This window comes from Halochromatium glycolicum (assembly GCF_016584085.1).
In the GTDB taxonomy this organism is placed as follows: domain Bacteria; phylum Pseudomonadota; class Gammaproteobacteria; order Chromatiales; family Chromatiaceae; genus Lamprobacter; species Lamprobacter glycolicus.
Map to the genome: position 1 here is coordinate 124,333 of NZ_NRSJ01000007.1, position 26,795 is coordinate 151,127.

At 65.7% G+C, this 26,795-nt stretch carries 32 protein-coding genes; 19 read left to right on the top strand and 13 right to left on the bottom strand.

Features of this window, described 5'->3' with window-relative positions:
* Positions 1–16: 16 nt before the first annotated feature.
* Complete coding sequence (locus tag CKO40_RS06240) at positions 17–340, bottom strand: DMT family transporter (RefSeq protein WP_200345333.1); 324 nt, start codon at positions 338–340, stop codon at positions 17–19.
* A 171-nt stretch (positions 341–511) separates the two neighbouring features.
* Here CKO40_RS06240 and CKO40_RS06245 point away from each other — a divergent pair, with 171 nt between their 5' ends.
* From CKO40_RS06245 to CKO40_RS06270, 6 genes are all read left to right on the top strand, one after another.
* A complete protein-coding gene (locus tag CKO40_RS06245; protein WP_200345334.1) occupies positions 512–1,297 on the top strand; it encodes a cytochrome b/b6 domain-containing protein in 786 nt (261 codons plus the stop codon).
* 269 nt (positions 1,298–1,566) lie between these two features.
* Positions 1,567–2,913 (top strand): TolC family protein, encoded by a 1,347-nt coding sequence (locus CKO40_RS06250; RefSeq protein WP_200345335.1) that lies wholly within the window; start codon positions 1,567–1,569, stop codon positions 2,911–2,913.
* A gap of 44 nt (positions 2,914–2,957) precedes the next feature.
* A complete protein-coding gene (locus CKO40_RS06255) occupies positions 2,958–4,247 on the top strand; it encodes an efflux RND transporter periplasmic adaptor subunit (RefSeq protein WP_242476863.1) in 1,290 nt (429 codons plus the stop codon).
* Positions 4,247–7,495, top strand: a complete 3,249-nt coding sequence (locus tag CKO40_RS06260; RefSeq protein WP_200345337.1) for an efflux RND transporter permease subunit — start codon at positions 4,247–4,249, stop codon at positions 7,493–7,495. The genes CKO40_RS06255 and CKO40_RS06260 overlap by 1 nt, the downstream gene beginning before the upstream one ends.
* A 182-nt stretch (positions 7,496–7,677) precedes the next feature.
* A complete protein-coding gene (locus CKO40_RS06265) occupies positions 7,678–7,980 on the top strand; it encodes a DUF3240 family protein (RefSeq protein ID WP_200345338.1) in 303 nt (100 codons plus the stop codon).
* A 40-nt stretch (positions 7,981–8,020) separates the two neighbouring features.
* On the top strand, positions 8,021–8,440 hold the full coding sequence (locus CKO40_RS06270) for a hypothetical protein (protein WP_200345339.1): 420 nt from the start codon (positions 8,021–8,023) through the stop codon (positions 8,438–8,440).
* 72 nt (positions 8,441–8,512) lie between these two features.
* Here the strand turns inward: CKO40_RS06270 and CKO40_RS25590 are convergent, their stop codons facing one another.
* The 5 genes from CKO40_RS25590 to CKO40_RS06290 form a co-directional block, all read right to left on the bottom strand.
* Positions 8,513–8,779: an HVO_A0114 family putative DNA-binding protein gene (locus CKO40_RS25590; RefSeq protein ID WP_476702799.1), complete on the bottom strand. Its 267-nt coding sequence runs from the start codon at positions 8,777–8,779 to the stop codon at positions 8,513–8,515.
* Entirely contained in the window at positions 8,697–9,089 is a 393-nt protein-coding gene (locus CKO40_RS06275) for a type II toxin-antitoxin system VapC family toxin (RefSeq protein ID WP_200345340.1), read from the bottom strand. Before CKO40_RS06275 ends, CKO40_RS25590 begins: the two co-directional genes overlap by 83 nt.
* A gap of 8 nt (positions 9,090–9,097) precedes the next feature.
* A complete protein-coding gene (locus CKO40_RS06280) occupies positions 9,098–9,352 on the bottom strand; it encodes a hypothetical protein (protein WP_200345341.1) in 255 nt (84 codons plus the stop codon).
* A gap of 427 nt (positions 9,353–9,779) precedes the next feature.
* On the bottom strand, positions 9,780–10,586 hold the full coding sequence (locus CKO40_RS06285; protein WP_200345342.1) for an HAD-IIA family hydrolase: 807 nt from the start codon (positions 10,584–10,586) through the stop codon (positions 9,780–9,782).
* A 21-nt stretch (positions 10,587–10,607) separates the two neighbouring features.
* Entirely contained in the window at positions 10,608–11,039 is a 432-nt protein-coding gene (locus tag CKO40_RS06290; protein ID WP_200345343.1) for a hypothetical protein, read from the bottom strand.
* Between CKO40_RS06290 and CKO40_RS06295 the strand changes: the two genes are divergently transcribed.
* Both CKO40_RS06295 and CKO40_RS06300 read left to right on the top strand, forming a co-directional pair.
* Complete coding sequence (locus tag CKO40_RS06295; protein WP_200345344.1) at positions 11,038–12,849, top strand: sigma 54-interacting transcriptional regulator; 1,812 nt, start codon at positions 11,038–11,040, stop codon at positions 12,847–12,849. The genes CKO40_RS06290 and CKO40_RS06295 overlap by 2 nt on opposite strands.
* 185 nt (positions 12,850–13,034) lie before the next feature.
* Complete coding sequence (locus CKO40_RS06300; RefSeq protein ID WP_200345345.1) at positions 13,035–13,355, top strand: STAS domain-containing protein; 321 nt, start codon at positions 13,035–13,037, stop codon at positions 13,353–13,355.
* A 26-nt stretch (positions 13,356–13,381) separates the two neighbouring features.
* Here the strand turns inward: CKO40_RS06300 and CKO40_RS06305 are convergent, their stop codons facing one another.
* Positions 13,382–13,663 (bottom strand): DUF4242 domain-containing protein, encoded by a 282-nt coding sequence (locus CKO40_RS06305; protein WP_200345346.1) that lies wholly within the window; start codon positions 13,661–13,663, stop codon positions 13,382–13,384.
* Positions 13,664–14,196: 533 nt separating this feature from the next.
* Between CKO40_RS06305 and CKO40_RS06310 the strand changes: the two genes are divergently transcribed.
* From CKO40_RS06310 to CKO40_RS06330, 5 genes are all read left to right on the top strand, one after another.
* Positions 14,197–14,922, top strand: coding sequence for a PEP-CTERM sorting domain-containing protein (locus tag CKO40_RS06310; RefSeq protein WP_200345347.1), 726 nt, complete (start codon positions 14,197–14,199; stop codon positions 14,920–14,922).
* A gap of 129 nt (positions 14,923–15,051) precedes the next feature.
* Complete coding sequence (locus CKO40_RS06315) at positions 15,052–16,182, top strand: lactonase family protein (RefSeq protein WP_200345348.1); 1,131 nt, start codon at positions 15,052–15,054, stop codon at positions 16,180–16,182.
* A 333-nt stretch (positions 16,183–16,515) separates the two neighbouring features.
* Complete coding sequence (locus tag CKO40_RS06320) at positions 16,516–16,836, top strand: type II toxin-antitoxin system RelE family toxin (RefSeq protein ID WP_242476864.1); 321 nt, start codon at positions 16,516–16,518, stop codon at positions 16,834–16,836.
* Positions 16,778–17,248 (top strand): PIN domain-containing protein, encoded by a 471-nt coding sequence (locus CKO40_RS06325; protein WP_200345349.1) that lies wholly within the window; start codon positions 16,778–16,780, stop codon positions 17,246–17,248. Before CKO40_RS06320 ends, CKO40_RS06325 begins: the two co-directional genes overlap by 59 nt.
* A gap of 2 nt (positions 17,249–17,250) precedes the next feature.
* Entirely contained in the window at positions 17,251–17,469 is a 219-nt protein-coding gene (locus CKO40_RS06330; RefSeq protein WP_200345350.1) for a hypothetical protein, read from the top strand.
* Between the two features lie 149 nt (positions 17,470–17,618).
* Here CKO40_RS06330 and CKO40_RS06335 read toward each other — a convergent pair whose 3' ends face one another.
* Together CKO40_RS06335 and CKO40_RS06340 are read right to left on the bottom strand one after the other, a co-directional pair.
* Positions 17,619–18,005 (bottom strand): type II toxin-antitoxin system VapC family toxin, encoded by a 387-nt coding sequence (locus tag CKO40_RS06335; protein WP_200345351.1) that lies wholly within the window; start codon positions 18,003–18,005, stop codon positions 17,619–17,621.
* Complete coding sequence (locus CKO40_RS06340) at positions 18,002–18,457, bottom strand: ribbon-helix-helix domain-containing protein (protein ID WP_207173433.1); 456 nt, start codon at positions 18,455–18,457, stop codon at positions 18,002–18,004. Before CKO40_RS06340 ends, CKO40_RS06335 begins: the two co-directional genes overlap by 4 nt.
* 274 nt (positions 18,458–18,731) lie before the next feature.
* Here CKO40_RS06340 and relB point away from each other — a divergent pair, with 274 nt between their 5' ends.
* Together relB and CKO40_RS24860 are read left to right on the top strand one after the other, a co-directional pair.
* A complete protein-coding gene (gene relB, locus CKO40_RS06345) occupies positions 18,732–18,950 on the top strand; it encodes a type II toxin-antitoxin system RelB family antitoxin (protein ID WP_200345353.1) in 219 nt (72 codons plus the stop codon).
* A gap of 340 nt (positions 18,951–19,290) precedes the next feature.
* The gene (locus tag CKO40_RS24860) at positions 19,291–19,413 is read left to right on the top strand and encodes a hypothetical protein (protein ID WP_276570787.1); all 123 of its coding nucleotides are present in this window, start codon (positions 19,291–19,293) and stop codon (positions 19,411–19,413) included.
* Positions 19,414–19,799: 386 nt separating this feature from the next.
* Here CKO40_RS24860 and CKO40_RS06350 read toward each other — a convergent pair whose 3' ends face one another.
* Entirely contained in the window at positions 19,800–20,228 is a 429-nt protein-coding gene (locus CKO40_RS06350; protein WP_200345354.1) for an IS1096 element passenger TnpR family protein, read from the bottom strand.
* Positions 20,229–20,627: 399 nt separating this feature from the next.
* On the opposite strand from CKO40_RS06350, the gene CKO40_RS06355 reads away from it, so the two are divergent.
* From CKO40_RS06355 to CKO40_RS06370, 4 genes are all read left to right on the top strand, one after another.
* Positions 20,628–22,676, top strand: coding sequence for a M3 family metallopeptidase (locus CKO40_RS06355; RefSeq protein ID WP_200345355.1), 2,049 nt, complete (start codon positions 20,628–20,630; stop codon positions 22,674–22,676).
* 163 nt (positions 22,677–22,839) lie between these two features.
* On the top strand, positions 22,840–23,004 hold the full coding sequence (locus CKO40_RS06360) for a hypothetical protein (RefSeq protein WP_200345356.1): 165 nt from the start codon (positions 22,840–22,842) through the stop codon (positions 23,002–23,004).
* The gene (locus CKO40_RS06365) at positions 22,989–23,921 is read left to right on the top strand and encodes a DMT family transporter (RefSeq protein WP_200345357.1); all 933 of its coding nucleotides are present in this window, start codon (positions 22,989–22,991) and stop codon (positions 23,919–23,921) included. The genes CKO40_RS06360 and CKO40_RS06365 overlap by 16 nt, the downstream gene beginning before the upstream one ends.
* Positions 23,922–23,996: 75 nt before the next feature.
* Positions 23,997–24,272: a hypothetical protein gene (locus CKO40_RS06370; protein ID WP_200345358.1), complete on the top strand. Its 276-nt coding sequence runs from the start codon at positions 23,997–23,999 to the stop codon at positions 24,270–24,272.
* 146 nt (positions 24,273–24,418) lie between these two features.
* On the opposite strand, the gene CKO40_RS06375 is transcribed toward CKO40_RS06370, so the two are convergent.
* From CKO40_RS06375 to CKO40_RS06385, 3 genes are all read right to left on the bottom strand, one after another.
* Positions 24,419–25,426 (bottom strand): NAD(P)H-binding protein, encoded by a 1,008-nt coding sequence (locus CKO40_RS06375; protein WP_242476865.1) that lies wholly within the window; start codon positions 25,424–25,426, stop codon positions 24,419–24,421.
* 92 nt (positions 25,427–25,518) lie between these two features.
* A complete protein-coding gene (locus CKO40_RS06380) occupies positions 25,519–25,716 on the bottom strand; it encodes a hypothetical protein (protein WP_200345360.1) in 198 nt (65 codons plus the stop codon).
* A 396-nt stretch (positions 25,717–26,112) separates the two neighbouring features.
* Positions 26,113–26,795: IS66 family transposase (locus CKO40_RS06385; protein ID WP_207173435.1), on the bottom strand; the 683-nt coding region annotated here is incomplete at its 5' end.

The following is a 26,795-nucleotide window of genomic DNA, read 5'->3' on the forward strand; positions in this document are numbered from 1 at the left end:
GCCCGGCCGGTCTGGCTCAAGGCGACGCCAGCTTGAGGCCGATGATGCCGACGAGGATCAGGCTGACGAAGAAGAACCGCGCCAACGTCGCCGGCTCGCTGAAGACCAGAAGGCCGATCACGAATGCGCCGACAGCGCCGATGCCCGTCCAGACCGCATAGGCCGTGCCCATCGGGATGGTGCGCTGGGCGATCAGCAGCATGGTCCCGCTGCCGATCATCGATGCCAGGCTGAACCCCAGCCAGCCCCACCGCAGATCCTGGTCGGAGAAACCGAGCTTCAGCCCGAGCGGCCAGCCCCATTCGAAGATCCCAGCGATGATCAGCGCAGTCCAGGCCATCTCGGTCGAGTCCTCTCAGCCAGGGGGTGTTCCCGATCAGGTTTGCTTTCAGCTTGGTTTCAGGTCCGCCCGGTAGGCTCTCGCCATTCCTGTTCATTGCGAGTGCCGTGCCGTCGACGCGCAGCGTTCCTGCGGCCGCCACGCACTCGCCGAGACCGAGCGAGATGCTGCATGTCCGAGCAACCTGAGACAACCCACCAGGCAGACGCCATTCATGTCTGGGATGCCGTCGTCCGTGTCTTCCACTGGAGCCTCGCAGTCGGCTTCTTCGTCGCCTATCTCAGCGAGGAAGTGATGTGGCTGCACGTCTGGACCGGCTATCTAGTCGGCGTGGTGATCCTGATGCGCATCGTCTGGGGCTTCATCGGGCCCCAGCACGCGCGGTTCAGCGACTTCGCGTTCCCTCCCAAGGCCGTCCTAGCCTATCTCGTCGACCTCCTCCGCTTCAAAGCGATTCGTCATCTCGGCCATAGCCCGGCCGGTTCGGTGATGGTCTGGGCGTTACTCGCCGGCGTCCTCGCGATCGTCGGCTCCGGACTCGTCCTCTACGCACTGGAGGAGGATGCCGGTCCGCTCGCCGGTTTCGTCAGCACCGAACCGGCCGGGGAATCGCTGCCTGGGGAATCGCTGGTGGACCCGCTTGGGGAACCCCTTAGGAAGACGGCCGCGCAGGACGCTCCGCGCTTTGCCCTGATCGCGCCGGCGCAGGCCGACGAGCACGGCGACGAGCGGGAGGATCACGACGCGTACCGTTGGGCGGACTCTGGCGAGCGCGAGGAGCACGAGGAGCATGAGGGCAGCGAGGAATTCTGGGAGGAGCTGCACGAGGTGCTGGCCAATCTGGTCTTGGCACTGGTGGTGCTGCACATCGGCGGTGTCGTCTTCGCGAGCCTCGTGACGCGCGAGAACCTGCCGCGCAGCATGGTGACCGGCCGTAAGCGACCGCTGGACCAATGATGCAGCGATTCTATAGAGGTTATGCGGAGCGAGAGGTCCCGCTCATTGCGCGTTCGATTGCGGCCGTTACAGATAGACGCGCGCTTGGCCGAATCGGCCGCATCTCCATCTGTTCGGCTGGGTGCAGACGCCCGCTCCGCCGTGCCGCAGCGCTTCCAGCAGACCGGCTTCTGATGCCGGTGCTCGCCGCGCTCTGCATTCTGGCGCAGGCGCCCGCCGCCACTGCAACCGGGACCGCGCCGGCTGCTCAAGGTGCGAGCTCAGCGCCCGTGACTGGACCCCTGACCCTGGCCGAGGCGGTCGCCGGGGCCATGGAGCAGGCCGGTCAGCTGATCCGGACCGATGCACTGCGCGGCGAGGCTGATGCGGTGCGCCGTCAGGCCGGCGCCTGGACCGCCGATGATCCGGCATTGCGGCTCAAAGGGCTGTCCGATCGCTTCAACAGCGACGACGGCGCCTATGAGCTCGAGGCCTTCGTCGATCTGCCGCTTTGGCTCCCAGGCCAGCGCCGTGCCCGGCTGGAGCTGGCGCGCTCGCTCGGCATGGGCGCCGATGCGCTGACGCGGCTGTTGCGCTGGGAGGTCACCGGCGCGGTGCGCGATGCGCTATGGCGAGCCAAGCTTGCCGAGGTCCAGCAGCAACAGGCGCGTGCCGCCTACCAGGCCGCTACAGCGCTGGAGGCGGTGGTCGCGAAGCGCTTTGACGCCGGCGAGCTGGCTCGGCTCGATTTGCTGACGGCCGAGCAGGAAACCCTGGCCCGTCAAGCCGAGCTGACCGCGGCAGAAGCCGCCTGGGAGCAGGCGAAGGCAGACTATGTGCAGCTGACCGGCCGGCTGAGTTTGCCGGAGCCGGCGAACTGGCCGAGCCGGGCGCCGAGCCCTTTACCTAGCCCTTCGTCGAGCCCTTCGTCGAGCCCTGCATCGAGCGCACCATCGAGTTCAGCGCCCGGCACAGCACCTGTATCCGGCGTCGCATTCGGCTCAGCACCTCGATCGGCGTCCAACCGAGCGCTCGGCCCAGCGCTGGGCCCAGCGCTGGGCCGAGCGTCAGGCAGGAACGACGCATCCCAGTTGATGCTGCCTGACGACCATCCACTGCTGGCCGAGGCCGATGCGGCGCTTGCGCGCGCGCGCTCGGAGCGCGACCGCGTCGCGAGCGATCGCCGCGGCAATCCGGTGCTGAGCCTCGGCGGCCGGCGCTCGCGCGACGACCGGGCGTTTGGAGCCGATACGGCCCTCCAGCTCGAGGTCTCGATCCCGTTCGGCTTGCGGAGTCAGTCGGCGCTCGAGCTCGCCGCCAGCGAGCGGCAGGTGACCGAGCGTCTTGCCGAGCTGCACCGGCTGCGGCGCGAGGCCGAGCGCGAGCTCGCCGGGGCGGTGCTCGGCCGCGCCGGTGCGGCCAAGGCGCTGCAGGTCGCCGAGCGCCGCGCCCGCTTGGCCGCTGACGCACTCAAGGTCGCCGAGCGCGCGTTCGAGCTCGGCGAGACCGATCTCGCCGACCGTCTGCGCGCCGAACGCCGTGCCCGCGAGGCCCATCTCGATCTGGCGCTGCGCCGAGCCGAACAGGGCCAGGCGCTGGCGCGTCTCAATCAAGCCTTGGGGATCATCCCGCAATGATTTGGTCAGTCTGTAACCGCCGATGGCGACGGTCGGTTGCCACCTTGGCAAAGCTCGTCCTAGCCGCCGCCTTGCTCGCGCTGAGCGCGACCAGTGCGGCCGCGGCCGACCGCATCCCGCTGACAGCGGCCGAGCAGCGCAGCTTCGGCATCGCGCTGGCATCGCCGCAGCCCGCTGAGGTCACACTGAGCCGCCGCTATCCGGCGCGCGTCGCGGTGCCGAATCCGCAGCTGCGGGTGGTGGCCGCGCGCAAGGCCGGCGTGGTCGAGACCCTGCTCGTCGCCGAGGGCGAGACTGTGACCGCCGGCCAGGTGCTCGCGCGCCTGCAGAGCCCGGACCTGGTCGCCGCCCAGAGCGATTATCTCGAATCCCTGACCCGGCTGGCGCTGGCCGAGAGCCAGGTGACGCGCGACCGGATGCTGCAGCGCGAAGGGGTGATCGCCGAGCGCCGGCTGCTCGAGAGCCAGGCGCGCCGCGACGAGCACGCGACCCTGGTCGAGCAGCGCCAGCAGGTGCTGGAGCTGGCCGGGATGTCCACGACCGATATCGACGCCCTCGCCCGCAGCCGCACGCTGACTACGAGCCTGCCGGTGCGCGCTCCGATCGGCGGCGTGGTGCTGGAGCAGATGGTGAGCACCGGCGAGTCACTGACGGCGGCGACTCCGCTGTACCGGATCGCCGACCTGAAGCCGTTGTGGATCGAGGTCCATGTCCCGGTCGACCGGATCGAGGGCCTGGCGCCGGGCGCCCGCGCGCTGTTGCCGGAGGTCGGCATCGAGGGCCGCATCATCACCATCGGTCGCCTGGTGCACCGCGAGGATCAGGGCGTGCTGGTCCGCGCCGAGGTGAGCGCGGGCGCCGAGCAGCTGCGGCCCGGGCAGTTCATCGAGGTCCAGCTGGCGGCGGCCGCCGAGGCGGGCGGCCGCTGGCGGGTGCCGGCGGAGGCGATGGTGCGTCATGCCGGGGCGGCCTATATGTTCGTCGCCCGTCAGGGCGGCTTCGAGCCGGTCTCGGTGCGGCTGATCGCCGACGAGGAGGGCGAGAGCGTGGTCGCCGGGCCGCTCACGGCAGCGGACCGGATCGCGGCCAAGGGCGTGGTCGAGCTCAAGGCCGCCTGGCTCGGGGCTGGGGCGGATATTGGGGCGGATATTGGGGCCGATGTTGGTGCCGAGCCTGCAGCCGATTGCGAGCCCAAGCCCGAGTCCGGCTCCAATGCCGCGTCCAATGTGGCGCCCAATCCCGAGCTCGGCCGCGAGCCAGACGGCGAGCCGAATGCCGGGGCTGATCTCAAACGCGAGACCATGCCCAACCGCCAGCAGGGAGCGGGCCGCTGATGTTCGGCCGGCTGATCGGTTTCGCGCTCACCCAGCGGTTGCTGATGCTGCTGCTGGTGCTGGGCCTAGTCGGCGCGGGCTGGCGTGCGTTCCAGCAGACCCCGATCGACGCCTTCCCCGACGTCTCGGTGCCGCAGGTCAAGGTGGTGATGAAGGCGCCGGGGATGACGCCGGAGGAGATCGAGACGCGGATCACCAGCCTGATCGAGATCGAGATGCTCGGCATCCCGAATCAGACCATGCTGCGCTCGATCGCCAAGTACGGGCTCACCGACATCACCGTCGACTTCGAGGAAGGCACCGATATCTACTGGGCGCGGCAGCAGGTCGCCGAGCGGCTGGCGGCGATCCGCGGCGACCTGCCGGACGGCATCGAGGGCGGCATCGCGCCGCTGACCACGCCGCTCGGCGAGATGTTCATGTTCAGCATCGAGGGCGATGCGCTGACCCTGGCCGAGAAGCGCGATCTGCTCGACTGGACCATCCGCCCGGCCCTGCGCTCGGTGACCGGGGTCGCCGATGTCAATTCGCTCGGCGGCTTCGTCACCACCTTCGAGGTCGAGCCCGACAACGCGCGCATGGGCGCCTATGGGATCAGCCTGGGTCAGCTGCGGGATGCGATCCAGGCCAACAACCGCAACGACGGCGCCGGCCGGCTGAACGAGGGCGAGGAGGTCCTGCTGGTGCGCAGCGAGGGCGCGATCCGCACGCTGGATGATCTGGCGGCGATCGTCGTCGGCGGCGATGCCGGCCAGCCGGTGCGCGTCGGCGATGTCGCCGAGGTGCGGCGCGCGGCGCTCACCCGCTATGGCGCGGTGACCCGCGACGGCGCAGGCGAGACCGTCGAGGGGCTGGTGCTCGGTCTGCGCGGCGCCAATGCGCGCGAGCTGGTCGCGGGCGTTCAGGCCAAGCTCGACGAGATCGCGGTGAGCCTGCCCGAAGGCATCCAGATCGACGTCTTCTATGACCGCGGTGTGCTGGTGGATCGGGCGGTCTCGACGGTCAGCATGGCGCTGGTCGAGGCGGTGGTGCTGGTCGTGATCCTGCTGGTGCTGTTCCTCGGCGACCTGCGCGCGGCGCTGACGGTGGCGCTGATCCTGCCGCTGGCGGCGCTGGCGACCTTCGTGCTGATGCGCTGGTTCGACCTGTCGGCGAACCTGATGTCGCTCGGCGGCCTGGCGATCGCGATCGGCATGCTGGTCGACTCGGCCGTGGTCGTGGTCGAAAACGTGGTCACCCAGCTCGCGCGCCAGGGCGCTCAAGGGAGCGGCGGTGCGAGTGCGGCTGCTGACGGAAGTGCTGAACGGGGCGCTGAACAGGGCAGCGGGGTCAGCGCGGGCGCGCGGGCGGGCGCTGGCTCGGGCGCTGGCTCGGGCACCGAGGGCAGTGCTGGCTCGGGTACCGATGTCAGCGCCGGTGCAGGCGCTGCGGTGGCCGCTAAGGTCGGCGCGCGCCGGCTGCCGCGGCTACATCTGATCTATCGCGCGACGCGCGAGGTGGCGGTGCCAGTCGCCTCCGGCACCCTGATCATTGTGATCGTGTTCCTGCCGCTGCTGACCCTGCAGGGACTCGAGGGCAAGCTGTTCGTGCCGGTGGCGCTGACCATCGTGTTCGCGCTGGCGAGCGCACTGCTGCTGTCGCTGACGGTGATCCCGGTGCTGAGCTCCTATCTGCTCGGCCAGGGCGGCGCCGGCGAGCCCTGGGTCGTGCGCCAGACCCTCAAGGTCTATGCCCCCTCGCTGCGCTGGGCGCTCAAGCGTGAATGGCTGATCGTCGGGCTCGCCGTCACGCTGCTGGTCGGTGCCGGGGCGCTCTATCTGCGGGTCGGCAAGACCTTCATGCCGACCATGGATGAGGGCGACCTGATCGTGCAGCTGGAGAAGCTGCCGTCGATCAATCTGGAACAATCGCTCGACATCGACCTGCGGGTGCAACGGGCGATCATGGAGGCGGTGCCGGAGGTGCGCGGCGTCGTTGCCCGCACCGGCTCGGACGAGCTGGGGCTGGACCCGATGGGGCTGAACCAGACCGACAGCTTCCTGATCCTGGCGCCGCGCGAGGATTGGCGTTTCGCCACCAAGGATGCGCTGATCGACGCGATCCGCACCGTGGTCGAGGGCTTTCCGGGCCTCGACTATGCGTTCACCCAGCCGATCGAGATGCGCGTCTCGGAGATGCTCACCGGGGTGCGCGGTGATCTGGCAGTCAAGGTCTTCGGTGGCAACCAAGATGAGCTGAACCGAATCACCGACGAGATCGTCGGCGTGCTGGAAGGACTCGACGGCGCCGAGGATGTCTTCACGCCCAAGAACGAGGGCGCGCAGTACCTGAACCTGGTCGTCGACCGGCTCGAGGCCGGGCGTCTCGGGGTCGATGCCGATGCGCTCGCGGCGATGCTGCGCGCCCAGATCGAGGGGCTCGAGGTCGGCACGATCTATCGCGAGGGCAAGCGGCGGCCGCTCGTGATCCGTGGCTCCGAGGCCCTGCGCACCTCGCCGGCGCGTTTCCGCGGGCTGCAGCTGGCCTTGCCGAACGGCCGCTCGGTGCCGGTCGAGAACCTGGTGCGGATCGAGCGCGTCGAGGGGCCGGTGGTGCTCTCGCGCGAGCTCGGCAACCGGATGGCGACCGCGATCGCGAACGTCGGCAGCGGCCGCGATCTGGTCGGCTTCGTCGAGGAGGCGCGCGCCGCGGTCGCCGAGCAGGTCGCGTTGCCGATCGGCTACTGGATCGAGTGGGGCGGCGAGTTCGAGAACCAGCAGCGCGCCGCGGCGCGGCTGGCGCTGGTGGTGCCGGTGGCGCTGGTGCTGATCTTCCTGGTGCTGTTCTCGACCTTCGGCTCGGTTCGCCAATCGCTGCTGGTGCTCTCGAACATCCCGTTCGCGCTGATCGGCGGCGTGGTCGCGCTGGCGGTGACCGGCGAGTACCTGTCGGTGCCGGCCTCGGTCGGCTTCATCGCCCTGCTCGGCATCGCGGTGCTGAACGGCGTGGTGCTGGTGACCTGGTTCAACCAGCTGCGCGCGATGGGCCGGCCGCTGGACGAGGTCGTGATCGAGGGCGCCAAGCGCCGGCTGCGCCCGGTGCTGATGACCGCGACCACGGCCGCGTTCGGGCTGGTACCGCTGCTGTTCGCGACCGGCCCCGGCTCCGAGATCCAGCGCCCGCTGGCGATCGTCGTGATCGGCGGGCTGGTCTCCTCGACGCTGCTGACCTTGGTCTTGCTGCCGATCCTGTATCGGCGCTTCGGCTGATGGCGACCGCCCGTTTCACTGATGACGCGCCGAGTCCGGGCCATTTCCGCCCGGCGATCGAGCGACGGGAAAGAACCGGTGCGCTGAACAGTGCTGTAAGAGCGGGGCAGTGCGCCGTTGCCCGTCCGAATCGACGGGACGCCGCAGCCCGGCCAAGTGCATGAACCGACGCGAGAGCAACTATGACGGAATGCCTGCTGCACCTGATCTGCTCGCCCAAGCTCGAGGACAGCCTCTCCGAATGGCTGCTGGAGCGGCCCGACGTGCCCGGCTTCACCAGCCTGCCGATCGCCGGGCACGGCTCCTCGGAGCACTCGATGACGCTCGCCGAGCAGGTCGCGGGGCGCAGCCGGCGGGTGATGTTCCTGCTCGAGCTGAGCGAGGAGCGCGCGCAGGCGCTGATCGCCGATCTGGCCGCGGCCTTCGGCGGTAGCGGCCTGCATTACTGGCTGGTCCCGCTCAGCGCGGCCGGTCATATCGATTGACCATGATTGAGAGGCTCGACAAGGCCTCAGGAGTGATGAGATGAAACAGGAACGAGTCCCGACAGCCCTGGCCGCGTTACTGGCCGGCATGCTTGGTCTGAGCGCTGCGGCCTGCGCCGCGGCGCCGGTCGCGAGCAGCGATGCTGAGCCGCGGATCGACGACGGGCTGCGGATCGAGGAGGTCGCCTCGAGCCGCTTCGAGATCGAGCGCGTCCGCATAAGACGCAGCGAGGGTGCGCTGAGCGTCAGCGGCGACGTCTCGCGGGTGATCCGCAGCCGCGGCTTCATCCCCGGACGGGTCGAGGTTCGGCTGCTCGGACCCGACGGCACCGTGCTGGCCGAGGACAACGCAACGCCGATGCGGCGCAACCGGCAGGCGCGCTCGGCCCACTTCTTCGTGCGACTGCCGGTGCAGGCTCCGGCCGGAAGCACCGTGGAGATCGTTCATCGGCGTGGTTAGCCGCCGCTCCTTGTCGTCCGGGCGAGGGTCGATGCCGGCCTGCGGACACATGTCGGCCTCGGACTCAAGCAGCTACGCGCCAATCCCGATCAGCCTCTGCACATCCGCATGCACCGCTCGCAGATCGCGTTCGAGACCCCGCGCTAACTCGCGCACCCCGATCGGGCCGGCGCCACAGAGGGCTTTGAGGGTTGCTGTTGCCGCCCGAGCCACAAACGAGACAATAGTGAAAGCCGCGCTCCGCTGAAGTCCGACGTCACGGCCTCTCCCAGTCTTCCACGCGCAGTCCGACCACGCGCGCGAACGCGTCGACGTTGTTGGTGGTGACGACCAGATCATGCACGCGGGCAATGGCGGCAATCATGAGATCGTTGCTGCCGATGGGGGTGCCGCGGCGGGCGAGATCGGCGCGCAGCATGCCGTATTCGGCGGCACAGGCATCGTCGAAGGGCAGGCTCGGCATCGGCGCGAAGAAACGCTCCAGACGCCTGATGTTGTCTGCGACGCGACGGCTCTTGCGGGCGCCATAGAGCAGCTCGGCCTTGACCACGGCGCAGAGGGTCAACTGCCGGGGCGAACAGGCGCGGAAACGTGCGATGACAGGTGCCGAGGTGCCGTTCAGGATGTGGATGCAGGCATTGGTGTCCAACAGCCACGTCATGAACGGCCCTCCAGGAAGAGCAGTGTCGTTTCAGCCTCAGGCTCGTCCGGAGGATCATCCGTCGGCTCCTCCAGCGGGTCGTCCGCACAGCAGCCGATGACCGCGGACAAGTAGTCGTCCGGCCAAGCCTCCTGCACCTGCTCGCGCACGAGACGAGCCAGGTATTTGGACAGCGGCAGATTTTCGTCGGCGGCGCGACGGGCCAGCTCGTCGGCCAGCGGACGATCGACGGAAAAGTAGAGCTGCGGCATCGGTGGATTCCGTGTCGAGGCTTACATGGTTCAAAGTATGTAGCCTACATGCTTGCCGGTTGCAAGCATCGAGTGGAAGGCAAGGTGCACGGCTGAACCATCTGAGATGCCTTCGACCGCGTCTTCCTCGGGATGCTCGCCGTTGGTTATACCCAAAGCACGTCAATGTTCGGCACGGCAGAGCGGAGGGTCGGGTGACGGCGAGCGGGGGTGTCGACGGCATGGATGCCGTTGTTAAGCCTCCACGGATGGATTCACGGCGTCCCCCGAGCGCCGTGACGCGACCCGGAGCGGTCGAGCAAAACCGAAAACCGATTTGAGATGGGTATATCCGGCCGGCGTGCTCGCGATCGTCGGCTACGGCGTTCCGGGGATCTTGACAACCAGAACCTCTCGGGTGTCCCGGGCGCGCGCTCGAGGCCGTGCCTCAAGGCAGCCAGGGCTCGAGCATCCGCAGCAGATGCGGCAGATCGGGCGCGTCCCAATGCGGCCTCGGCAGGGAATCGGGCCAAGCGGCTCCAGGCCGGAAGCGGCCCGAACGCACCAAGGCCGCGCGCATGCCGACCGCGAGCGCGCCGGCGATATCGGTATCGGGTCGATCCCCGATCATCAGGCAGTCCGCCGGCTCGCAGCCGAGCCGGGCGCAGGCCATCTCGAACAGCGCCGGCTCCGGCTTGCCGATGACGAGTGGCTCGACCTCACAGGCGACGGCGATCGGTGCGACCAGCGCGCCGCCGCCGGGTAGGACGCGGTGCGCGCCCTCGTGGTGGTCATCGACGCTGGCATCCGGATTGGTAACCACCAGCCGCGCGCCCTGCTTGAGGATCAGGTTGATCGCGGTGGTCAGATTGTCGAAGTCGATCCCCAGGCCTTCGCCGACGACGACGAAATCGGCCCGCCGCGGATCGTGCTGGCCGCCGGCTGCGGTGAGCGCCGCTTCGAGCCCGCCTTCACCGATCGCGAACCAGCGGAAACCCGGCTTGAGCCGGGCCAGATGCGCGGCGGTAGCCAGCGCCGAGGTCAGGACCTGGCTCGGGTCGGGGCGGGGTAGACCTATCGCCGCGAGCCGAGCGGCGATCGCCTCCGGCGTGCGCCGCGGGTTGTTGGTCAGGAACAGATGCGGGATACCGCTGAGCCGCTCCAGCAATGCCTGCGCGCCCGGCAACAGCGTGCTGCCGTGGTAGAGTACGCCGTCCATGTCCAGCAGCAACGCGCGGATTGGGGTATCCAGCATGGTAAGGGTCCACCGTCGTAGTCATAAGCGGAGTTCGTCGGCTTTTTGACGCTGGCGCAACCCGAGAAATGCGCTAAGGTCAGCACGCGTTAGGTCGAAGGCGACGAACGGGTCGCTGAGCTGGCCGAGCAACTGCCGCAGATGCCCCAGGTCGACATGGGCAATCGCGAGTCGGACATGCTCTAGCTGATGGTGCAGGCGCACGACAGCGGCCATACGGCCGATGGCCTGCTGCGTTGCCAACATCATCGCCCTCTGACGGGGGTGGCATGGTACCGCCGCGAGATAGCTGCTTAATTCGTAGGTGGTGTGTCCCAAGATTCCGCTCCCACAAGGACCGTGCAGCACTTGTGGAATGGTCCGTCTTTCCTTCACTATCTTTCGATGGTGCGGATCTGGCAACCGAAACACCAACTGTTGACCATGTCGCGACAAATCGATGGCCATTCTCATGGACCCGTCCGAACAGTATCGCTGGCTGTTCAACCTCTGCCCGAACGCAATCCTGATCCTTGATCCGGCAGAAGATCGGATCATCGATGCCAACCAGCGCGCGGCTGCGCTGTGCGGGCAGCCGGTGGATACGCTGCGGTCCCGCCCGCTGAGTGCGCTGCTACCTTCGGCGCTGCCGCAACTCATGGCCTTTCTCGCGAACCCAGCTGACTGGCAAACGCGCCGGCTCGGCTGCACACACGCCAGCGGCGCCACGCTCGAGGTCGAGATGCACCTGTCGTTGATGACTCTGGCGGGTAATACCTCCACACCCTCGCCGGAGCCGCCTAAAGGCCGCGGCCTGGGGGCAACGTCGGCATGCGGGGCGCACCTGATTGCGATATTGCGCGACACCGTTGCACAACCATCGGGCGAAGTGAGTCCGGGGCAGCAGCAGGCTTGGCTCGGCGCGATCATCGACTCGGCGATGGATGCCGTGGTCGTCATCGACGACCAACGTCGGGTAGTGCTCCTCAATCGCGCCGCGGAGGCGGCTTTCCAGGGGGGTGGCGACACCCTGCTCGGGCTCGGACTCGATCGCCTGTTGTCCGGCCGCTTCCGCGAGTTGTTGGCTCTCACCCTGGAGGAATTCGATCGTAGCAACTGGAATCAGCATTTTATGTGGGCCGAGGGCTTGACCGCCTTCCGCACCGACGGGGAGCCGTTTCCGGTGGACACATCGCTGGCACCGTTCGTCGTCGATAGTCAACGCTATGTCACGCTCATCCTGCGCGACGCGAGAATCCGACAGCGTGCGGAACAACGCCTCGCCTACCTACAGCATCAGAATGCGCGTTTGCAAGCGCAGCTCCGCGCCGAGGTTCCGAGTGCCGACATAATCGGCCAGTCGGCACCGATGCAGCGATTATTCGCGAACCTGGAGCAGGTGGCTGATACCGATGCCAACGTGTTGATTCTCGGTGAGACCGGCACAGGCAAGGAATTGATCGCTCGCGCAGTGCATCGACTAAGCAAACGCAAGGACGAGATCATGGTGACGGTCAACTGCGCGACGCTGTCCGCTGGCCTTATCGAGAGCGAGCTGTTCGGTCACGAGAAAGGGGCCTTCACCGGCGCATTGGCGCGCAAGCTCGGGCGCTTTGAGCTAGCTGATCGCGGCACCCTGTTTTTGGATGAGATCGGGGAACTGCCGCTTGACCTGCAGGCCAAGCTGCTGCGGGTACTTCAGGAGGGGGAGTTCGAGCGCGTCGGCGGGGTCTCGGTGCGCAAGGTGGATGTGCGCCTGATCGCAGCAACCAATCGTGACCTGGGGCAGGCGGCAGCAGCAGGCAGCTTCCGCGAGGATCTCTATTACCGGCTCAATGTGTTCCCCATCGCAGTGCCACCGCTGCGCGAGCGTGCCGGCGACATCGCCTTGCTTGCCAATTACTTCACCGCTCAGCACAGCAAGAAGCTCGGTCGCCCGATCGAGACCATTAGTCCACAAGTGCAGGATGCTCTGGCAGCCTATCATTGGCCAGGAAACGTGCGGGAGCTCGAGCATGTCATCGAGCGTGGGGTGATCCTGAATCAGGGGTCGCGGCTGGAGGCAGGGGATTGGCTGCCACGCGCGAATCGCGTCATCACCAATCCGCGCGTCAAGACCCTGGATGCCTGGGAGCGCGAGCATATCCAAGATGCGCTGCAATTAACCAACGGGCGGGTCAGTGGGCCCCAGGGCGCCGCCCGACTGCTTGGCCTCAAACCAACCACACTCGACGCGCGGATGCGTAAACTCGGCATCAAGCGGGCCACGCGAAAGGAAGATTGAGCGGCCCGTTCGCCAATCATTGCGAGCGCTCAATTCACCTAAGAATCGAAAGAATTGGCATTGAAGATGCCTTAATGAGATGCGTCCGCGTGGCGGTGTGGTCCATCGCCGCAACCACGAATTGGGAGGATGACGGATAGCAAGTGATGATCAGGGCCCAACTATCAGTCCCCAGATAGCAGGGCTTGATCGATCAGACCGATTATCAAACAAGAAACAGGTCGCTCAACACCATGCTACGCATTACCCCCCGGGCCGATGACGATGGCGTCACCGTCCTTACCCTCGAAGGGCGCCTGACCTCAGACCTTATTGTGATTCTCGAACAGGCACTTGCAGCCGCAAAACTGCCATCAAGGCAGCTAGCCCTCGACTTGAATGATCTGAGCTACGTTGATCAAGCGGGGGCCGCCGCCTTGCGCCAGCTGCTCGCGAGCGGTGTCGGCATCGCCCGCAGCTCGGACTGGCTTAGGCTGCTGTTAGGCCAACCGCCAAGCATTGGCTAAAGCCGTCACCGGCGTTCCAAAGGACGTCAGCCGCCGTTAACGGCGGCTGACGGCTCCAGCATCGAGGTCACTTCGGAAACGCGCGCGACCGGAAATCCTGCTGCTTGCGAACGCTGGCGCAGGACTTCCTCGTCAGGCGCGAGATAGACACAGTAGGTCTTGTTCTCGGTGACGTAGCTGTAGAGCCACTCAATGTGGCGAGCCGGGTCATGCAACTGCTCGAAGGCCTTGCATGCCATCGCCTGCAGCGATTCCGGCGACTGGCTGCCAACACCCGCGATCTCTCGTTCAATCAGGAATTGGGGCATGGGTCAGTACCTATAACAATGGACGGGATGGGTGTTTCTGTCAAGCCGTTGGTGCCGTCAATCGGCGCCGGAGCCATAGCATAGCGCGATCGCTCAAGGCGGCAGTTACTTTCGTTCGATCGCTTGCCGCTACGTCCACCGACCGCGGCAAGTTCCAATATATTGGAAATCCCAAAATGTTGGAACGTTCCTCACCATCGATCGGGCACCTGCCACCCTTTCTTCAATCTCTCAAAGCGCCATCGCGCTTCTAACGGCATCAGTGTGTTGCGTGGGGATCACCAGCGTTCACGCGTCTATGGCACAGCCATTGCTGACAGGCTAGTCGAGCCCGCTATCCACCCGTCGCGCATTCCTTCATTAGCCGTGAATCGAGCGACCTCATCAAGGCGATTGAAAAACGGTCATCGGTTTTGCGCCCATAACCTGCGAAATCTGGAGAACTCACAATGCGAATCTTGACCATCGCGTGCTCCGTGTCGACAAGCAATGCCTCACCCTCGACGGAGACTCGGCCGAGGCCCGTTCCACCTATGTGTCATTGGTGGCGGACGGTCGGCATTACCGCGCTGACCCTGATGTTCATGACTGGTGCGCAAATCCGCATCGCCCGGGCGGCGCCAGTTTTCTACAACGAAAGCAGCGCTTTCTTCACAGCCATCTCCGACGCGGAGCCTCGCCTGGGTTCCCTATCGATCATCGATTTCGACGATGTGAACGCCGGGGCCTCTATCCAGGAAGGTAGTGTTTTCGGCGGGGTGCGATTTCGCTCTAACACCATCGACGGTCTGGTCGTCACTGATCATTTCCAGACAACCTCCGGTTTGAACTATTTGGGTCTCGACGACGGCTTCTCCAATGAGTTCCGCTCTGGCGATGAACTGCGCTTTGGCTTTCCCGACCCCGTGCTGGCCTTTGCGCTCTCCATCATCGGCAGTCCATCGGGACTGTTGGCAAACGACCTGCAATTGGTCGCTGCCGGCGGCAATGTATTCAACCTGGGTACACCTGAGCGCGTTTTCCAAGACGGGGGGGAGTTGTTCTTCCTTGGCGTCATTGCGCCCGAGGCGTTCAGCGCTGCGCAATTGATCAGTTTCGGCGACCCCACTGACCCGTTCTTCAATTTCAACATCGATGACGTTACCACCGTCGCTGTGCCGCTTCCCCCCACCCTGGCTCTCTTTGGGCTAGGACTGGTTGGACTCGGTGCACTACGCCGGATCAGGCCCACGGCTGCCGGCAAATACGCGCTGACCTGAGCATTTCGCCGCGGTGATCCGTGCAAGCAATCGCAGGACGCGGGCTTCCTGATTGCGATCACCGCCTGACCCGGAACCCTTGGTTCCAATACCCGAGCCCTCACCAGCAAAATCAATCGGAGACCGACGATGAAACGATTCCTGAAGCCTATCCAGCAACTCGCGTCAGCGGCGATCCTCACCGTCAGCCTCGGGGCCAGTCTGCCCGCGGCGGCGATCGTCTACACCGCAAGCAACGAGGTCGCCGGCAACGACGTCATCGCCGTCGATATCGACAGCCGGGGCAACTTGAGCGAGATTGGCCGCTTCCCCACGGGGGGCACCGGCGTGGGCGCCCCTCTTGGGAATCAGGGTGCATTGGCCACCGACGCCAGCGACCGTTGGCTGTTTGTCATCAATCCCGGCGACGGCACCTTGACTAGCTTCCGGCTGCAGGATGATGGCCTGCAATTTGTCGATCAGCAGGACACCGGCGGTTTTCGACCGCTTAGCGTCACGGTATTCGGAACCTTGGTGTATGTCTTGAGTGAGGGGGACGGTACGAGTGCGGAGCCCACCCTGCGCTACGATACCATTACCGGCTTTCGCTTCACCGCTGGGGGCCTTCTCGAGGCGATCCCAAACTCCACCCGCATCATCGATAACACGCAGTTGACCGCGCCAGCACAAATTGGCTTTAACAAGTCCGGAACCGTACTGCTGATCACCGAGAAGGCGACCAATCAGTTGACAACCTATGTCATGCAACCGGATGGCACGCCCGCTGCCAATCCATTGAAGCGCACTTCGGCGGTGCCGACGCCGTTCGGTTTTAGCTTTGGTGACCGAGACTTCGTGTACATTACCGAGGCCAATGGCGGCGGTCTCGGCGTGACCGCATCTTATCGCATCGATCGTGAGACCGGCGCTGTATCCGCGGTGGTCGACATCATCGATCAGGGTAATGCGACCTGCTGGACCGTACTCTCGAGCGACCAGACCGTCGGCTACGCCACCAACACCGGAGACGGCACCGTCTCCCTTTATCGCGTCAACTTCGATGGCACCATGGACTACTTCTTCCCCGGGGATATTGACACGCCGATCAATACAGGCAGTGCCGTGCGCGACGCGATTCTGACCCAGAACAACCAGTTCCTTGTCACGCTGAACAACGGTGATGGAGAGGTCCGTGGCTTCTGGGTCAACCGTTCTGGCGCGATCGCTCCACGCAGTACCGTTAGCGTTCCAGGCAGCAGCACGGGGCTGATCGCACGCTAGAAGCGGACGTCGGGCATCGCTGCAGGCCAGCGGGCGCACCTCGGTGCGCCTGTTCGCATTCGGGTTGTAAGTTCGGGACCCTATCCCGGACAACCGCTTTAAACTACTGAAAGGCAAAGTGGGAATTGCTGGGATAGGGGCGACAAGCGTCCCAGCATCGGCTTGCTTATGCTGGCACCCCCGGCGCTCGCGGGTAAGGTCACCTCCTGTCGTTAAGCTGGTAGACGCGGCGCCGACCCGCGCTGCGTCGGCGCCGCTGAGCGCGAAATGGTAATCCATTCCATCGCCTCATCCCTGGGGCGCTCGAGCGCCATGAAGGCTCGGTGCCGTTCGATGACTACCTCGCCCATGCGGATTGAGGTGCCCAGGAGTGCGATCAAGGATCTGCAACAGATCGGTAGTCCCCAAGAACAGCGTCTGCATGAGACGATCGGGAGGCTCGTCGACTTTCCGGATGTACCCAGTCTGAAACGACTGACGAGTTTCGAGCCAGCCTATCGGCTTCGGGTCGGCGATTATCGGGTCAAGATGACCGAGATCGAGTTCAAGCGTCTGATGTTCGACGTGCGCGATCTAGAGGGGAAAGCGAATGCCAGTGAAACCCAAGGTCTATCTCGAAACCTCGGTTGTCAGCTATCTCACTGCCTGGCGTAGCCGCGATCTTGTCGTGGCGGGCAACCAGGAGACGACGCGCGAATGGTGGGAGCGTCGGGATGATTTTGAGCTCTTTATCTCGCAGTTCGTCCTCGAGGAAGCCGCAGCTGGCGATCCAGGCGCTGCGCAACGGCGTCTGAGTGTTCTCGACGGTATACCCGAGCTTGACATCACTGACGCAGTCGAGCGCATGGCCGAAACCCTGTTGAGCCAAGTCTCCTTGCCGCCAACGGCCGAGCTCGATGCCTTGCATATCGCCATGGCCGCCCTCGGCGGGATGGATTACCTGCTGACCTGGAACTGCGCGCATATCGCAAACCCGGCGCTTCGTATCCCCATTAACCTGACGATCCAGGCGCTCGGATACGAGCCACCGATTATCTGTACGCCGCTGGAGTTACTGGAGGTCTAACCATGTCAACTGACCCGATCATTGCCGAATTGCACGCCATTCGCCGCGAATACGCCGAGCGGTTCAATCAAGATCTGCACGCTATCTGCGTCGATGCGCGTCGCAAGCAGGGTCAACAGGGCCGGTGCGTCGTTGCGTCAACACCGAGAGCGCGCGTCGAACGTCCGACTCAGAGCGCGGACGCGCCATCAGACAACCGCCCCCGGGCGCAGGGGCGGTGACAGCACCTCGCTGTTTCATCATGAGCTGATCAAAAAGCCGTTCCGCGCCGGCGATGAGCAACGCTGGGTGCGCTCACTGCGCAGGCGCCATTGCTTGCTGCTTCCCGGCGGCAACATCGAGCGGTGTCGTTGTCTGGGATTGTCGCGCCTCAGTCCCCTGCTATCGGGGCAAGCCGAAGCCCCATCGCTTGGAAGGGAAGAAAGTCACCTTGATTCAGTGTGAGCAGGCTGGCTCCTGCTCGGATTGCACAGGCGGCAATGAGTGCGTCCGTCTTTAATCTGCGCTTGCAGCCTGCGGTGTTGTAGAGGTCCGCCGCCAGCCGTGCATCATCTCGGTCGATAGGGACGATGGCGCCGCGCAGGAAGGCCTGGGCCAGCCGGATTTCAGATTCGTCCACCGGTCCAATCAGAAACTCGTACCAGACCAGGCTGCAGACGGCCGCGGGCTGGCCGGCGGCGATCCCTTCGATGACAGGGTGGCCCTGTTCCGCCCAGTGCGGCAGTGCCATCAAGGCATTGGTGTCGAAGTGGATCAATCCTGCCGGCCTGTGCGTCGGCGATCGTCGGCTGCGCGCGCTTGGCGCAGTTGTTCGGTGATCTGAAGCGTCTCCTCCCAACTGCGCGGCGCACCCTGTTCACGATAGTGGGCGAGGACTTCCGCGGGTGTCGGCTCATTCGCCTGTTGTTCCATGGCAATCCGCACGGAACGGCGGATGGCCTCCGCTTGCGAGACATTCCAGCGCTTTGCCAGCGCGCGAATCGCCTGGGCCGTCTCCGTGTCGAAGGCGTAGGTGGAGCGAATAGTCATGGAAGCCATGGGAAGACGCAGACTCCGAAAATGATGGTATGGCGTGATGGTATGCTTCTCGGAGGTCTCGCACAAGGCATCGCCTCTCGGCCAGGATCGATCGAGGGACTGCGAGCCACGGGCAAGGGCCGGCAGACGGGCGTCAACCAAGCGCTGCGCGAATGGCGGCAGCAGCGTCACGGTCAATGAGCGCCGGGGTGCGCGGGCGGCAGACCGTGGCGACATCGCCGGCGGTCAGCGACTCCAGCACCTCCAGGTGCCGTGCAACCAGTTCCGGCAGCTTGGCCGCGGCCTCGGCATCCCGAAAACCAAATCGATCATCTGGTCGATATCGCCACCCGCCTCGGCGAGTGTGATCGCCTGGTGACCTTCGATCCGGCGCCGACAGGCGCGACATCGCCAGCCCACCCCGGATTCGAGCTTGGATAATCCGTTGACCCGATAGGTGCTTACTATGCTCGTGCTGAATCCGGACCTCGAACAACGTTTGAACTCGACTGCAAAAACATTAGGCGTTTCCGCCCAAGACCTGCTGGATAAGGCCGTCAATGAGTATCTGCAGGACCTGCAGGATACGTGGACTGCCGAGGAGGTTTGTCGACAACTCGATTCTGGCGAGGAAGTGACAACGCCCTGGCCTGAGGTGGAAAAGCGCCTTGGCCTGGCAGATTGAGCTGACCAAACGGGCGCAACGCGATCTCGAGGGCTGGACGCTTGGCGCAAGCAGCCGTGGAGGCGATGCGCAAGGCGGGCTTGGTCGACTCGGCCAGCAAGGAAGCGTGCCGGTGATAACGCGCTGAAGACCGGGCAGGCGGTGCCGATGGGCAAGGGCGAGATCAACTACCCGGTGGGCCGCTGCACCGAGTTGGCCAAGCAAGCGAGCGACGAGAAGGCCGTGACACCATCTGCTCTCGCCTGATGAGGACATCGGCTATGCCTTTCATGCGCTGCTCAGCTCGGCCTTTGGTGAGTTGGCTCCCAAGCCGTTTCTTTATCTTGGCGCCCAGCAAGGAGTGCTTGCGTACACCGATCAGCTCGCCGAGACCCTGCATGAGCACGCGGTGCTGGCAACGCCGGACGTGGCGCAGGCGCTCGGTCTGGATGCCTTGATCATCGTTTCACCCATTACCCTGTGACTTACTCAACTTTTTCGATCTTACGATCGAAAAATCAGTGATTTACGAAGCTTCTGGTAGAGCTGAAACAGCGGGTGGACGAACCGATGATCAATGCCTCCGCAGGCAAACCGTCATCCCCGCGATGATCGACAAGATCAAACAGGTGGTTTGGCTGAAGCTTGTTGATGTCGATGGGTTGGGTCTAGCTCGAAGGTCGTTATAGGCGGGCTCTTTTACAATGTGATCGATTCGTCCGTTTTCTCTTGCAGCCTATGGGCTTAACTGCAAGGAATTCCCCCGCGCTAGCGGGGATAGGCCATCGTTCAAGAAACGCGGTCCGCTCGAGACCGGGTGCCGGGGCGGGGCCTCGGCACCCGCTGCGCCGATGTTTGCGCGGCCCCGGTTCACTCCTCGAGGTGTGGATACTGCTGCGGTCGCTCGCCCTGTTCGGCGATTAGCTGCGGGTACTCAACGCCGGGCGCGGGCTCGTAGGGCTTGTGCCGGGTGCGCGAGACCTGAAAGCGCCAGCTGTCGCCGAAGTCGAACAGGTAGAAGAGCCGCCGACCCTTCGGCAGCGGCAACAGCGACTCAATCGCGCGGCTCCCGAGCTCGCCGCCCGTCAGGTTCTCGTCGTTAAAACGGACGCGCTTGCGACTATAAGGGGTGCGGGCGATGTAGAAGTCGTAGAGATGGTCGTTGTCGAAACGTACCGCCCGTTGGATAGCCAGATGCAGGTCCTCCAGCGTCGATGCGGCGTCCAGCGCGATGGTCGCCTTCCACGGTGGGGGCATCTCGGGTGCCGGCAGCAGCTTGATGTCGAATGTCAAGATCATGGTTTATGGCCTCTCCGGTGAGCAGATGGTGCAACTGGATGGTAGCTGTGGCGTCCCGAGCCCTGCAGAGGGCGGACCTGTCGCGCGGGCTTGGCGGAGGCGCCGGCCGTCACGCGGCTCGGGCCGAGGCGTCGACCGGCCCGCCGCCGCTGCCTCGTCGGCGGGAGTGCAAGCATCGAACAGGCGGCGGAACAACCAGAGCGGGGTAGGGCCGCGAGTATCAGCGACACTTGGGGCCGCGTCGCGAAGGTCGTGCATTTCGCGACCTCGAGCCCGTGATCCGCGACTTCGGCAACCTAACGAAAATTGAAACGCTGCGGAGCGGCACCGACCCTACAGATCTCAATGGCGCCTCTTTCGTGCCGCAACTCCCGTTTACCGACCTCAGGCCGATCTCCGATGGACAACCCGCTACTCGACGCCCCCCCGCTTCCCGCCTTCAGCCGTATTCGCCCCGAGCATGTGGAGCCGGCCATCGACCGGCTGATCGCCGACGGTCGCGCGTTGGTTGCGGCGCTGACGGAAAATGCCGACCAGGTCACCTGGGAGAACTTCGTCGAGCCGCTCGAGGCCGAGGACGACCGGCTCTCGCGGGCCTGGTCGCCGGTCAGCCATCTCAATTCGGTGATGAACAGCGACGAGCTGCGGGCGGCCTACAACGCCTGTCTGCCGAAGCTGAGCGATTATGCCACCGAGGTCGGTCAGAACCCGGACCTCTATCGGGCCTACCAGCGGGTCTCGGAGCAGTCCGGACTGGACCCTGCCCAGCGCAAGATGCTCTCGAACACCTTGCGCGATCTGCACCTGGCCGGCGTCGATCTGCCCCTGGAAAAGAAGGCCCGCTATCGGGCGATCGCCCAGGAGCTGAGCCAGCTCACCAACAAGTTTGCCGAGAACGTGCTGGATGCCACCAACGCCTGGCATAAGCACCTCACCGACGAGTCTGCCCTCGCCGGTCTGCCGGACGCCGCCAAGGCCCTGGCCCGCCAGCACGCGAAGGAGCGGGAGCTGGACGGCTGGGTGCTGACCCTGGACTTTCCGTCGTTCGAGCCGGTCATGCGCTATGCCGACGACCGGGCCCTGCGCCGCGAGGTCTATGAGGCCTTCACCACCCGGGCCTCGGACCAGGGTCCAGATGCCGGTCGGTTCGACAATGGCGAGGTCATGGAACGCCTCCTGGCCCTGCGCCACGAGCAGGCGCAGCTCTTGGGCTTCTCGAATTTCGCCGAGCTGTCGTTGGCGCCGAAGATGGCGCGATCCACCGGCGAGGTCATGGCCTTCCTGAACGACCTGGCCGAGCACTCGGTCGACCGCGCCCGTGCCGAATTGGACGAGGTCAAGACCTACGCGCTCACCGAACATGGCTTCGACGACCTGCAGCCCTGGGACCTATCCTACTATTCCGAGAAGCTGCGCCAGCACCGCTACGCCATCAGCGACGAGGAGCTGAAACCCTACTTCCCGTTCGAGGGTGTCGTCTCCGGGATGTTCGCCGTTGCCGAACGGCTGTTCGATGTACGCATCGAGCGCGCCGAGACCGGCGCCGACGGCAGCCCGGTGGATCTCTGGCACCCGGACGTGCGCTTCTACCGGATCTTGGACGAGGCCGACCGGGTCCGGGCCGAGTTCTACCTCGATCCCTTCGCGCGGCGGCGCAAGCAGGGCGGGGCCTGGATGAACGGCGCCGTCAGCCGCATGCGCATGGCCGGGCATCGCCAGCACCCGGTGGCCCATCTGGTCTGCAACTTTACCCCGCCGGTGGATGGTCATCCGTCGCTGCTGACCCACCGCGAGGTCGAGACCCTGTTCCATGAGTTCGGCCACGGCCTGCATCATATGCTCACCCGGGTGGACTTTCCGCCCGTGGCGGGCATCCACGGCGTGCCCTGGGACGCGGTGGAGCTTCCGAGCCAGTTCCTGGAGAACTGGTGCTGGGAGCGGCAATCCCTGGACCTGTTCGCGGCCCACCATGAGACCGGCGCGCGCATCCCGGACGACCTCTTCGAGCGCATGACCGCGGCCAAGAACTTCCAGTCCGCGATGCAGATGGTCCGACAGCTCGAATTCGCGCTGTTCGACTTCCGTCTGCACCTGGAATACGACCCGGCCGCGGGCGGGCAGGTCTACGAGGTCCTGGACCAGGTGCGCGACCAGGTCGCCGTGCTGAAGCCGCCGGCCGCGAACCGCTTCGCCCACGGTTTCTCGCACATCTTCGCCGGCGGCTACGCGGCCGGCTACTACAGCTATAAGTGGGCCGAGGTCCTGTCCGCCGACGCCTTCTCGCTGTTCGAGGAGCGCGGCATCTTCGACCCGCCCACCGGCCACGCCTTCCGCGAGCAGATCCTCGAGCGCGGCGGCTCTGCGGAGGCCATGGACCTCTACGTCGCCTTCCGCGGCCGCGAGCCCACCGTCGACGCCCTGCTGCGCCACTCCGGCATCGCCGCCTGAGGCCGCTGCACAGCCCGCGGCTCGCCAACAACCAACCGGCATCGCGCGTCGAAAGCGGGATCGGGATCGACACCGGGATCACCGGCTTTCTAGCCAGCTCCGATGCCGGGGGCTCGGTGCCACCCGGCGCGCGAGAGCGATGCCGCGGTATCGCCCTCACGTCATGCCCGAAGGCCCTGAGATCCGCCGCGCCGCTGACCGCATCGCCAAGGCGATCGACGGCCAGCGGCTCGCCGAGGTCCGCTTCGGCCTGCCGCGGTTGCGTCCGTCAGCCGCGATAGCGGATCATCGGCCCTGCGCGTTGGAGAGGGCATGCTGCTCGGCCTGATCGGCGTGACCGCGTTCGGGCTTACGCTGCCGGCGACGCGCTTCGTCGTGCCCTATCTCGACCCGCTGTTCATCGGCCCGGGACGCGCCGCCCTCGCGGCCCTGTTCGCGGCCCTGATCTTGCTGCTGACCCGGCAGCGCTGGCCGAGCCGGCATCAGCTCATGCGACTGGCCCTGGTCGCGCTCTGCGTGGTCGTCGGCTTTCCGCTCTTCTCGGCCCTGGCCATGGAGCGGGTGCCGGCGGCCCACGGCGGCGTGGTGCTCGGAGTGCTGCCGCTTGCGACGGCGCTGGCCGGTCGGCTGATCGCCCACGAGCGGCCGTCCGCCGGGTTTTGGCTGGTCGCCGGGCTTGGGGCCGTGCTGGTGGTCGGCTATGCGGTCTCCGAGGGCCTCGGTCGGGTCGGCATGGGCGATCTGTCCCTGCTCGGGGCGCTGGTGGTCACCGCAGTCGGCTATGCCGCGGGCGGCCAGCTCTCCAAGACCCTGGGCGGCTGGCAGGTGATCTGCTGGGCGCTGGTGCTCGGGCTGCCGGTGGTGTTGCTGCCGGCCCTGATTTGGGCACCCATCTGGGCCGTCGACGGGCAGTTGGCCCTGGATTGGGGTCGGGCCGCAGCGATCCCGGCCCAGGTCTGGCTGGTGTTTCTCTATCTGGCCCTGGTCAGCCAGCTCATCGGGTTCTTCTTCTGGAACGCGGGCCTGGCCCTGGGCGGCATCGCCCGGGTCGGGCAGACCCAGCTCCTACAGCCCTTCATCACCATCGCCGCCTCGGCCTGGCTGCTGCACGAGTCCATCGACGGCAAGACCCTAATCGTCGCGGCCCTGGTGGTTGTCACCGTCGCCATCGGCCGGCGCATGTCGGTGGCCGTGCCGGACCCGCCGGAAGGTCCCGGATGGGGTCGCCGCGACAACGGGCGATGACCTGGATCGGCGAATCCAGCGCGCCGACCATGTTACTGATCACCCATCCTTTACCGAAGCAACCGGAGCGCAACCATGTCCCCGAGAACCACCATCAGCATGCTTCTTGCTCTCACGACCTTGGGCCTCGTCTCCTGCGGCCAGCAGCAGCCGGCCGCGGAGATCGACCCGGCCCTCGGCAGGGCCTGCTTCGACGCGCACCTACCGACGTTGCCGCCCGGAAGCCAGTACGAGGGCATCGCGGGCGGCACGGCCGAGCGCATCCGGATTCGCTCGATGACGGGCACCCGCGTCGAGACCTTCGATTGCAGCCTTGGCGCGGAAGGCGAGGTCGAACCAATCGACAGTTGAGCGCAGCTCTGGCGCCGGGACCGCCGGTCTTTCAGTAAGGAGAGGACTAAAATCGGCGCGCCCGGGTAGGGTCTCGCGACGCCCGCAGTGATGCACGGGTGCGGCGGTCGCGGAGGTTCAAGCTCCCGGGCGTCGCCGGGCGGCGCCTAAAAGACGGCATGCTCGCCACGCTCAACGGTGTCCGCGCCCTCGACGACACGGCGGTAGTATTCGAACAGGGTGTCCTGGCCGGTCTCCGGGGTGGCGTCGGCGTCGTAGCGGCCGGTGGCGGGATCGAGCACGAGCATCGATTCCGTGGCGTAGTAGTGGCCGATGCGGGCCAGTTCGGCCTTGACCGCCAAAGGCGGGATCACCTTGCCCGCGGCCCCCAAGGCCGCCGCGATGCTCTTGATTAGCGCCACGGGCACCTGTTTGAAGCGCGGCTCGCGACCGAGCAGGTCGAACAGAAACTCACCCTGCTCCAGGGGCGTGATGGCCGGCCCCGGGCCGCCGATGGGCAGGATCCGGTTCTGCAGCGTGGCGTCGTCCAGGCAATCGGCCAAGTAGCCCGCGAGGTCTCGATCGCTGATGGGCTTGCAGGCGGTGAGGCGACCATCGCCGAACAGCAGGTAAGGCTTGCCCTGGCGCACCCGTTCGATCTGTCCCGACAGGGACTTGAAGAAGGCCGTCGCGCGGACGATGGAGTAGGTCAGGCCCGAGTCCGTCAGGGCTGCCTCGAACGCGAGCTTGGCCTGTTGAAAGGCCAGTCTGGGCCGCTGCACGCAGATCGCTGACAGCAACACCATCTGCGTCGCCCCCGCCGCCTTGCCCTGCTGCAGCAGGCTCAGGTTCGCTTGGTGGTCGATGGCCCAGGCATCGCGGGGCTCGCCGGTCCGCGAGGCCAGGCAGGAGACGATGGCGTCGAAGCGCTCGTTGCGCAGGCCCTGCTCGCGCAACGACACCGGATCGGTGATCTCGCAGAAGCGCACCTCGACGCCTGCAGGTAAACCAACCCCGCGGACTTGATCGGCAGGTGCGCGATGCTTCGGCTCGGAGTTGGGCCGAGAAGCGGCCTGCTTGCCGGGACGGGGCCGAACGAGACAGACGACCTCATGCCCACGCGCCACGAGGGTGGCCACAGTGGCGCGCCCGATGGTGCCGGTGCCGCCGGCCATCAGGACGCGGCGAGGCCGCGGTGAAGTGAACTCGGACCGCGGGAGGTCGTTCTGGTTGCGTGGCGGTCCGTCGGATGGCGCGGGAGAACCCATTAGTCGCGATGCGCGGCGGGCCGCAGTTGTTCGGCGCCGGCAAGCTTCCCGACGAGTCGCCCCGGGTCGTGAATCAGGATCGGCAAGTGCTCAGGACAGGTCCATAGCGGTGCGCCCCGATACTCAAGTCGCATCAGCGGTACAAGGTCGGACCCGCGCTCGCAGGTCACACAGAATGCCGCGTTGTCTTCGGACATCTCGCCTCCGTTTCTCAGTGTTGTGTCGCTCGCAAAGGCAAGCCGAGCCTTGGCGCGTTGCTCCAGCGTGCCGGGGAGACACCGAGGGATCAATCGACCGGGCCGACTATCGGTCAGAGCCGGGCCATGCGGTCTCTCGTCTTCATCATGTGTGGCGGCTTGCGTCGCTGAACATGACGGGCCGCCATGGCCGGCATCGGAAATGCCCATTGCTCGCCAGTTTACCGTTCGCCGCTGGACAAACGCAGATTAACGCAAGAGAAGGTATACCCGGTCAGATCCCCTCGGCTGCTGCCCGGATATGGGTGCCAGCGCGTTGCCAATGTGCTAATCGCCTGGGTAAGCGTTCAGATCCCCCCACCCAGACACCAGCCTGAAAGGCGGGCCAACGTCGGCTCAAGCGGCTGCGGGCAACTGCGGAGCAGGCTGAGCGCGCCGGCGCTCAGTGACGACCTGCGTGATGAAGTCCCAAGGCGAGAGGCCGCGCTTGCGGCAGGTCTCGATCACACTGGCCAGGACGGCCACCGTGCGTGACCCCTGCGCGGTGCGGGTGCCTTGACTGATACGCCGAGCGATGACCCAATGACGCAACGCTCTTTCGGCTTCGTTGTTCGTCAGCGGCAGCTCAGGGTGATCAAGCGTCACCCAGAAGGTGTCGAAGTCGTTGAGCAACTCGCGCGCGAGCGCACGTGTCTTCGCATGCGCGGCATCGACCTGCGCCAGAGACAAGCACCATAAGGCGTTGAGCTGCTCGGCATGGTGTTGACGCAAGTCCATCGGCGGCGGCCCCTCACGGGCGGCGTAAACACTGTCCATGACCGCCTTGAGGCACCTGTTAACCGCCTCCCCAAAGGCGCGGGCTTGGCGATCCAAGCTCTCCTCTAAGCCGCGGGCTTTGCGCTGCACATGCGCCAGGCAGCGCAGGCGGTTGTCAACGTCACGATAGGCCCAGCAGCAATTCCCGCCATCCTCGGAGATGGCAGCTGACAAGACACGGAGACCGGCATTGAAGATCTCTGGACGCATGGACGCCTCGCTGCAGAGCAACGCTTTGATGAAGCTGGCTTGTTCTCCCCTCA

Coding starts and splice junctions, on each gene's coding strand:
- CKO40_RS06240 (WP_200345333.1), bottom strand. CDS start 340: ATGGCCTGGACTGCGCTGATCATCGCTGGGATCTTCGAATGGGGCTGG.
- CKO40_RS06245 (WP_200345334.1), top strand. CDS start 512: ATGTCCGAGCAACCTGAGACAACCCACCAGGCAGACGCCATTCATGTC.
- CKO40_RS06260 (WP_200345337.1), top strand. CDS start 4,247: ATGTTCGGCCGGCTGATCGGTTTCGCGCTCACCCAGCGGTTGCTGATG.
- CKO40_RS06265 (WP_200345338.1), top strand. CDS start 7,678: ATGACGGAATGCCTGCTGCACCTGATCTGCTCGCCCAAGCTCGAGGAC.
- CKO40_RS06270 (WP_200345339.1), top strand. CDS start 8,021: ATGAAACAGGAACGAGTCCCGACAGCCCTGGCCGCGTTACTGGCCGGC.
- CKO40_RS25590 (WP_476702799.1), bottom strand. CDS start 8,779: ATGATCTGGTCGTCACCACCAACAACGTCGACGCGTTCGCGCGCGTGG.
- CKO40_RS06280 (WP_200345341.1), bottom strand. CDS start 9,352: ATGCCGCAGCTCTACTTTTCCGTCGATCGTCCGCTGGCCGACGAGCTG.
- CKO40_RS06285 (WP_200345342.1), bottom strand. CDS start 10,586: ATGCTGGATACCCCAATCCGCGCGTTGCTGCTGGACATGGACGGCGTA.
- CKO40_RS06295 (WP_200345344.1), top strand. CDS start 11,038: ATGGACCCGTCCGAACAGTATCGCTGGCTGTTCAACCTCTGCCCGAAC.
- CKO40_RS06290 (WP_200345343.1), bottom strand. CDS start 11,039: ATGAGAATGGCCATCGATTTGTCGCGACATGGTCAACAGTTGGTGTTT.
- CKO40_RS06305 (WP_200345346.1), bottom strand. CDS start 13,663: ATGCCCCAATTCCTGATTGAACGAGAGATCGCGGGTGTTGGCAGCCAG.
- CKO40_RS06310 (WP_200345347.1), top strand. CDS start 14,197: ATGTGTCATTGGTGGCGGACGGTCGGCATTACCGCGCTGACCCTGATG.
- CKO40_RS06315 (WP_200345348.1), top strand. CDS start 15,052: ATGAAACGATTCCTGAAGCCTATCCAGCAACTCGCGTCAGCGGCGATC.
- CKO40_RS06320 (WP_242476864.1), top strand. CDS start 16,516: ATGACTACCTCGCCCATGCGGATTGAGGTGCCCAGGAGTGCGATCAAG.
- CKO40_RS06330 (WP_200345350.1), top strand. CDS start 17,251: ATGTCAACTGACCCGATCATTGCCGAATTGCACGCCATTCGCCGCGAA.
- relB (WP_200345353.1), top strand. CDS start 18,732: ATGCTCGTGCTGAATCCGGACCTCGAACAACGTTTGAACTCGACTGCA.
- CKO40_RS06350 (WP_200345354.1), bottom strand. CDS start 20,228: ATGATCTTGACATTCGACATCAAGCTGCTGCCGGCACCCGAGATGCCC.
- CKO40_RS06355 (WP_200345355.1), top strand. CDS start 20,628: ATGGACAACCCGCTACTCGACGCCCCCCCGCTTCCCGCCTTCAGCCGT.
- CKO40_RS06360 (WP_200345356.1), top strand. CDS start 22,840: ATGCCCGAAGGCCCTGAGATCCGCCGCGCCGCTGACCGCATCGCCAAG.
- CKO40_RS06365 (WP_200345357.1), top strand. CDS start 22,989: ATGCTGCTCGGCCTGATCGGCGTGACCGCGTTCGGGCTTACGCTGCCG.
- CKO40_RS06370 (WP_200345358.1), top strand. CDS start 23,997: ATGTCCCCGAGAACCACCATCAGCATGCTTCTTGCTCTCACGACCTTG.
- CKO40_RS06375 (WP_242476865.1), bottom strand. CDS start 25,426: ATGGCCGGCGGCACCGGCACCATCGGGCGCGCCACTGTGGCCACCCTC.
- CKO40_RS06380 (WP_200345360.1), bottom strand. CDS start 25,716: ATGTCCGAAGACAACGCGGCATTCTGTGTGACCTGCGAGCGCGGGTCC.